The organism is Cohnella faecalis, assembly GCF_003570905.1.
GTDB classification, from domain to species: domain Bacteria; phylum Bacillota; class Bacilli; order Paenibacillales; family Paenibacillaceae; genus Cohnella; species Cohnella faecalis.
On record NZ_QXJM01000020.1, the window covers coordinates 1 to 8206 of the forward strand.

The following is an 8206-nucleotide window of genomic DNA, read 5'->3' on the forward strand; positions in this document are numbered from 1 at the left end:
CCGATTTCCCCTTGTACGATCGGTTCAGCACGTCGCGAGCGTCGCCGGCCAAGCTCGTCTCGCGGGCGTACTCGGCGGTATAGGGAGCGTATTGAAGGCTAATCGGCACATAGCCGTTGCCGCCCGCCTCCGCGTCAGCCTTGCTGTAGCCCTTCGTCGAGCGAGGGCTTTCGATGCAGACCAGAGCGAAGTCCGCTTCCTCGGGTCGGTCGGTTACTGCGAAATATTTTTTCACGACATCGAGATGAATCGGATAAGACTCCGAAGGCGGAATCGGCATCCCCATCCAGTCGGTGTCGGCGGGAAGCGATCTTTTCGGAATATAGACGGTTTTCTTTCTTGCGACCGGAAGAACTCCCTCGTTTTTCAGCATGACAATCGAACGCAGCTGCGCTTCATAGCCCGCTTCCATGAACTCGGCTTGGCCGACGGTTGCTGTCGTAACATCCGCTTCCAAGTAAGGGTTCTCGAACAGGCCCAGCCGGAACATGTTTTTCAGCAGCCTTACCGCCGATTGCTCGAACCTTAGGCGCATGAACGATTCCCCGTGCTTCCTGGCTCCAATGTTGTAGGCCTCGATGACCGGCCCGATCTCGTTGTTGCCTCCGAATTGATCCACTCCGGCCATGATGAGCTTGTAATGGCGCTCGGCAACCGAATAGCCTTCTTCCACGCCCCAGCAGCGTCCGCCGGGGAACAGCCTCGATATGTCTTCGCCTTCGTCGGCGGTAATCCCCCAGTCCGTGCATACGACTCCGTCATAACCGTATCGTCCGCGCAACAAATCGTTAATGAGGTACTCGTTGTACGAATTGCCGACGTTCTCGCCGTTTTTCGAATCCTGTCCGACGGAAATCGTGTAGTAAGGCATGATGGCGGAAGCTTGTCCGGTCTTGCCTGCCAATCGGAACGCCCCTTCCGTGAAAGGAACGAGATGCTCGTCGAAGTTGCCGCCCGGATAGACGGCATATTTGCCGTAGCCGAAGTGCGCGTCCCGTCCCGCTTCGCCCGAGCCTCCGCCCGGCCAATGCTTCACCATCGCATTGACGCTGTCGCAGCCCCAGCCGTCCGCGATTTCGGCTTCCCCCTCCGACGTCTGGAACCCGTCAATATACGCTCTCGCCATATCCGCAGCCAGCTGCGGGTCCTCTCCGAAAGTCATGCCGAAGCGGTACCACCTCGGGTCGGTGGCGATGTCGACTTGCGGCGACAGCGCGGTAGCAAGGCCGAGCGCGCGGTATTCCTTCGCCGCGACTTCGCCGAACTTCCGGGCAACGGCCGGATCGAAAGCGGCGGCCAGTCCCATGCTCTCCGGCCACATCGAAATCGCGCCGCCTGCGCCCGCGTTGAATTCCTTGGACGTGTCCGAGCTATGGCGGGGATCGGAGCTGTTATTGGCGGGAATGCCAAAGCCCAAGCTTTCGGCATAAGCCTGAACGTTATTATTCCAAAGCGCGGCAGTTGCCGGATCCTGAATGCGCGTGATCAGAATGTGGCGAATATGGTCGTTCGCCACGAATGACAGCTGCTGGTCGGACAAGTCGCCCGGCGCCGCGCCGCTAGCCTCGAAAAACTGACCGCCGTAAGTGGCCGGAAACCAATTCAAATTGCCGGGAATCGCTTGGTGGCTGCTGTACAGCATCAGACCGGCGATCTGCTCGATCGTCATTTTGGACGCGAGATCCTTGGCCCTCTCCTCCGGAGACAATCGCCAATCCTCGTAACGATCAAGCTTGCCGTCCTTGTTCAAATCCTTGAATGCCAAGCCGTCTTCGTATAGAAGGCGAACGCCCGACGCTTCGGAATACCCCAGCGTCGGCCCTCGCTCGTTGCGTGCGTATCGAATGGCCGCTTTTTTGCCCATTGTCTTCATCCGTTTCCCCTCCGCAAGTCATGAAGGGAGACCGTCTCGAACGGCTCCCCGCAGCTCTTTTAATGCCAGACCGTTCAGAACGCGAAGATGCCTTCCGCACAGCGCCGATTTACGCTGTGGCGGTCGAACAATTCGGCTATTCGCGAAGAGAAGAGAGCTCTCCGGCAATCGCCTCGTATTGCTCCTTCGAGAGAGCGCTGCCCATCGGGCCGTTCGCAGCCATGCCGAGCGGCATATTGCGCAGGTGGCCCAATTGCTCCGAGAAGCCGGGAGCATGGCGATCCAATACCCGCTTGGCCGCGTCCCACTGCACGAGCTCGCCCAGACGCATGTCGGCCGAGTACGTGCGATAGGACGACTTCGGTCGGGCGAACGCGAAAACGTAATGCCCCGATCCCACCTCGATCAGGACTCCTTCCGGCTGTTGCCGATAAGACAAAATGCCTTGCGCGCCCGCGAGATCGATTCCGTCGACCGCAACTCCGTCTATAACCGCCCCTCGCAGAAGAATGGTGGCCGAAGCGTTCGCTGGCACTGTCGCATAAACCTCCGCCTGTCCGTCTTTGAATCCCCATCCGGCTTCAACCTTGCCGTACATCGATTCATAGGCTGCGCGGGCATAGCTCAATCGTCCTCCCGTGAAGTCAGGCTCTATCCGAATTCGCTTATAGCCCGGCTTCGCGCCGTCCGGAGACAGTCCCGCTATTCGGCGGTACATCCATTCTCCTACAGCGCCGTAAGCGTAATGATTGAACGAATTCATATCGTCGCTCCAGAACGAGCCGTCCGGCTTGATGCCGTCCCAATGCTCCCAGATCGTCGTCGCGCCCTTGGACACCGAATACAGCCAGGACGGATACGTCTTCTGCAGCAGCAGCTTGACGGCCGTCTCGTGATAGCCGTTGTCCGACAGCGCGAAGCAAAGGTACGGCGTACCTACGAACCCGGTCGTCAGGTGGTAATCGTTGTCGACGATGAGCTCGTTCAAATCCTTCGCTATTCTAGCGCGATCTTTCGTGTCGACCAAGTCGAACACAAGTGCGAGAATGTGCGCGGTTTGCGTCTGGGCGGCCACCCGGCCGTTCGGCGTAATGAATTCGTCGCGGAACGCCGCCGCTACTCGCTCGGCAAGCTCTCCGTAATATGCCTCATCGTCCGCATAGCCGAGCACACCCGCCGTATCCCTTACGATCCGGGAGGAAAGCGCGAAGTAAGCCGCCGTCACCATATGGTTAGGCGTCGCGCCCATATAGCTGCCTTCCTTCGCATCCAAAGCGAGCCAATCGCCAAAATGAAAGCCGGTGTTCCAAATATGCTCGCGCTCGCCCTGAGAACGAATATAGTCGACCCAGCCCTTCATGCTGCCGTATTGCTCGGCCAGCAGGCGCTTGTCCCCGAGGCTGGCGTACACCGCCCACGGAATGACCGTCGCCGCGTCGCCCCAGGCTGCGGAGGAATAGCCTTGAATGATGTTCGGAACGACGAACGGCACACCGCCGTCTGGGAGTTGATCGGCTTGCAGGTCGCGCAGCCACTTGGTAAAGAAAGCTCCGCCGTTATAGTTGAACAAGGCCGTACCCGCGAACACCTGGGCATCCCCCGTCCAGCCGAGACGCTCATCCCGTTGCGGGCAGTCGGTTGGCACGTCGAGGAAATTGCCTCTCTGTCCCCAGACGATGTTCCGTTGCAGACGGTTGACCATTTCGTCGGAGCATTCGAACGCTCCGGTCGGCTCCATGTCCGAATGAAGAACTTCGCCGACAAACGCGTCCAGCGGCAATTCGCCCGGCTGTTCAGGGAACCCTTCCACCTTCACGTACCGGAAGCCCTGAAAAGTAAAATGCGGGGCATACGTTTCCGTTCCTTCACCTTTGGCTATATAGACAACCGTCTGTTTGGCCGTCCGAATGTTGCCTCTGTAGAAATTTCCATCTTTGTCGAGCACTTCGGCATGCGTCAGCTTGATCTCGGTACCTGCCGGCGCCGTGACCGAAAAACGAATGCGCCCGACCATATTTTGCCCCATATCGAGAACCGCGTCCCCTTCGGAGTTGCGATGGCGGCGATCGGCTTCACGAGCTCCGTCACCCGCGTCGGCACGTTCTCTTGGGCGACCAGATTGGCGAATGGAAGCTCGATCGCGACTGCCGGAATCCAAGACGAGTCGTCAAAACCCGCGTCGCTCCAGCCGCGCTGCTCAAGACGGGCGTCGTAAATTTCTCCGTCGTAAATTTCAGATAACCGAATAGGTCCCGTCGAAGCCTTCCAGACGAATCGCTTGGATTCCGGCAGTCGCGATCGAGCTTCCATTCGCCAATCTGGTCGCCCAAGAGAACGTGCCGACGCGGGTGACGGAGCTCGTGAAGCCGATCGCCGCCATCGCAACTCCCGAAGGGGACGCGGTTCTCGATATGGGGCAAAATATGGTCGGGCGCATTCGTTTTTCGGTCACGGCGCCGGCAGGTACCGAGATCAAGCTGACGCATGCCGAAGTGCTCGACAAAGATGGAAATTTCTACAGAGGCAACATTCGGACGGCCAAACAGACGGTTGTCTATATAGCCAAAGGTGAAGGAACGGAAACGTATGCCCCGCATTTTACTTTTCAGGGCTTCCGGTACGTGAAGGTGGAAGGGTTCCCTGAACAGCCGGGCGAATTGCCGCTGGACGCGTTTGTCGGCGAAGTTCTTCATTCGGACATGGAGCCGACCGGAGCGTTCGAATGCTCCGACGAAATGGTCAACCGTCTGCAACGGAACATCGTCTGGGGACAGAGAGGCAATTTCCTCGACGTGCCAACCGACTGCCCGCAACGGGATGAGCGTCTCGGCTGGACGGGGGATGCCCAGGTGTTCGCGGGTACGGCCTTGTTCAACTATAACGGCGGAGCTTTCTTTACCAAGTGGCTGCGCGACCTGCAAGCCGATCAACTCCCAGACGGCGGTGTGCCGTTCGTCGTTCCGAACATCATTCAAGGCTATTCCTCCGCAGCCTGGGGCGACGCGGCGACGGTCATTCCGTGGGCGGTGTACGCCAGCCTCGGGGACAAGCGCCTGCTGGCCGAGCAATACGGCAGCATGAAGGGCTGGGTCGACTATATTCGTTCTCAGGGCGAGCGCGAGCATATTTGGAACACCGGCTTTCATTTTGGCGATTGGCTCGCTTTGGATGCGAAGGAAGGCAGCTATATGGGCGCGACGCCTAACCATATGGTGACGGCGGCTTACTTCGCGCTTTCCTCCCGGATCGTAAGGGATACGGCGGGTGTGCTCGGCTATGCGGACGATGAGGCATATTACGGAGAGCTTGCCGAGCGAGTAGCGGCGGCGTTCCGCGACGAATTCATTACGCCGAACGGCCGGGTGGCCGCCCAGACGCAAACCGCGCACATTCTCGCACTTGTGTTCGACTTGGTCGACACGAAAGATCGCGCTAGAATAGCGAAGGATTTGAACGAGCTCATCGTCGACAACGATTACCACCTGACGACCGGGTTCGTAGGTACGCCGTACCTTTGCTTCGCGCTGTCGGACAACGGCTATCACGAGACGGCCGTCAAGCTGCTGCTGCAGAAGACGTATCCGTCCTGGCTGTATTCGGTGTCCAAGGGCGCGACGACGATCTGGGAGCATTGGGACGGCATCAAGCCGGACGGCTCGTTCTGGAGCGACGATATGAATTCGTTCAATCATTACGCTTACGGCGCTGTAGGAGAATGGATGTACCGCCGAATAGCGGGACTGTCTCCGGACGGCGCGAAGCCGGGCTATAAGCGAATTCGGATAGAGCCTGACTTCACGGGAGGACGATTGAGCTATGCCCGCGCAGCCTATGAATCGATGTACGGCAAGGTTGAAGCCGGATGGGGATTCAAAGACGGACAGGCGGAGGTTTATGCGACAGTGCCAGCGAACGCTTCGGCCACCATTCTTCTGCGAGGGGCGGTTATAGACGGAGTTGCGGTCGACGGAATCGATCTCGCGGGCGCGCAAGGCATTTTGTCTTATCGGCAACAGCCGGAAGGAGTCCTGATCGAGGTGGGATCGGGGCATTACGTTTTCGCGTTCGCCCGACCGAAGTCGTCCTATCGCACGTACTCGGCCGACATGCGTCTGGGCGAGCTCGTGCAGTGGGACGCGGCCAAGCGGGTATTGGATCGCCATGCTCCCGGCTTCTCGGAGCAATTGGGCCACCTGCGCAATATGCCGCTCGGCATGGCTGCGAACGGCCCGATGGGCAGCGCTCTCTCGAAGGAGCAATACGAGGCGATTGCCGGAGAGCTCTCTTCTCTTCGCGAATAGCCGAATTGTTCGACCGCCACAGCGTAAATCGGCGCTGTGCGGAAGGCATCTTCGCGTTCTGAACGGTCTGGCATTAAAAGAGCTGCGGGGAGCCGTTCGAGACGGTCTCCCTTCATGACTTGCGGAGGGGAAACGGATGAAGACAATGGGCAAAAAAGCGGCCATTCGATACGCACGCAACGAGCGAGGGCCGACGCTGGGGTATTCCGAAGCGTCGGGCGTTCGCCTTCTATACGAAGACGGCTTGGCATTCAAGGATTTGAACAAGGACGGCAAGCTTGATCGTTACGAGGATTGGCGATTGTCTCCGGAGGAGAGGGCCAAGGATCTCGCGTCCAAAATGACGATCGAGCAGATCGCCGGTCTGATGCTGTACAGCAGCCACCAAGCGATTCCCGGCAATTTGAATTGGTTTCCGGCCACTTACGGCGGTCAGTTTTTCGAGGCTAGCGGCGCGGCGCCGGGCGACTTGTCCGACCAGCAGCTGTCATTCGTGGCGAACGACCATATTCGCCACATTCTGATCACGCGCATTCAGGATCCGGCAACTGCCGCGCTTTGGAATAATAACGTTCAGGCTTATGCCGAAAGCTTGGGCTTTGGCATTCCCGCCAATAACAGCTCCGATCCCCGCCATAGCTCGGACACGTCCAAGGAATTCAACGCGGGCGCAGGCGGCGCGATTTCGATGTGGCCGGAGAGCATGGGACTGGCCGCCGCTTTCGATCCGGCCGTTGCCCGGAAGTTCGGCGAAGTCGCGGCGAAGGAATACCGCGCGCTCGGCCTTGCTACCGCGCTGTCGCCGCAAGTCGACATCGCCACCGACCCGAGGTGGTACCGCTTCGGCATGACTTTCGGAGAGGACCCGCAGCTGGCTGCGGATATGGCGAGAGCGTATATTGACGGGTTCCAGACGTCGGAGGGGGAAGCCGAAATCGCGGACGGCTGGGGCTGCGACAGCGTCAATGCGATGGTGAAGCATTGGCCGGGCGGAGGCTCGGGCGAAGCGGGACGGGACGCGCACTTCGGCTACGGCAAATATGCCGTCTATCCGGGCGGCAACTTCGACGAGCATCTCGTTCCTTTCACGGAAGGGGCGTTCCGATTGGCAGGCAAGACCGGACAAGCTTCCGCCATCATGCCTTACTACACGATTTCCGTCGGACAGGATTCGAAAAACGGCGAGAACGTCGGCAATTCGTACAACGAGTACCTCATTAACGATTTGTTGCGCGGACGATACGGTTATGACGGAGTCGTATGCACGGACTGGGGGATTACCGCCGACGAAGGCGAAGACATATCGAGGCTGTTCCCCGGCGGACGCTGCTGGGGCGTGGAAGAAGGCTATTCGGTTGCCGAGCGCCATTACAAGCTCATCATGGCCGGAGTGGATCAATTCGGAGGCAACAACGAGATCGGGCCGGTCATCGAGGCCTACAACATTGGAGCCAGGAAGCACGGGGAATCGTTCATGCGCCTAAGGTTCGAGCAATCGGCGGTAAGGCTGCTGAAAAACATGTTCCGGCTGGGCCTGTTCGAGAACCCTTACTTGGAAGCGGATGTTACGACAGCAACCGTCGGCCAAGCCGAGTTCATGGAAGCGGGCTATGAAGCGCAGCTGCGTTCGATTGTCATGCTGAAAAACGAGGGAGTTCTTCCGGTCGCAAGAAAGAAAACCGTCTATATTCCGAAAAGATCGCTTCCCGCCGACACCGACTGGATGGGGATGCCGATTCCGCCTTCGGAGTCTTATCCGATTCATCTCGATGTCGTGAAAAAATATTTCGCAGTAACCGACCGACCCGAGGAAGCGGACTTCGCTCTGGTCTGCATCGAAAGCCCTCGCTCGACGAAGGGCTACAGCAAGGCTGACGCGGAGGCGGGCGGCAACGGCTATGTGCCGATTAGCCTTCAATACGCTCCCTATACCGCCGAGTACGCCCGCGAGACGAGCTTGGCCGGCGACGCTCGCGACGTGCTGAACCGATCGTACAAGGGGAAATCGGTTACTGTCTCGAACGCAGGCGAC

General features: G+C 58.9%; 2 protein-coding genes and 2 pseudogenes. 2 read left to right on the plus strand and 2 right to left on the minus strand.

The annotated features are described in order from the left end of the window. Both D3H35_RS03415 and D3H35_RS03420 read right to left on the minus strand, forming a co-directional pair. On the minus strand, positions 1-1873 hold a 1873-nt coding region (locus tag D3H35_RS03415; protein WP_147355732.1), incomplete at its 3' end, for a glycoside hydrolase family 3 protein. Positions 1874-2009: 136 nt separating this feature from the next. Beyond that, positions 2010-4141 (minus strand): annotated as a pseudogene (locus D3H35_RS03420) (alpha-L-rhamnosidase); the annotation flags it as partial. A gap of 11 nt (positions 4142-4152) precedes the next feature. On the opposite strand from D3H35_RS03420, the pseudogene D3H35_RS03425 reads away from it, so the two are divergent. Further along, a pseudogene (locus D3H35_RS03425) lies at positions 4153-6174 on the plus strand (family 78 glycoside hydrolase catalytic domain); the annotation flags it as partial. Between the two features lie 136 nt (positions 6175-6310). Next, positions 6311-8206, plus strand: a 1896-nt coding sequence (locus D3H35_RS03430) for a glycoside hydrolase family 3 protein (protein WP_147355733.1), incomplete at its 3' end; no start/stop codon positions are given.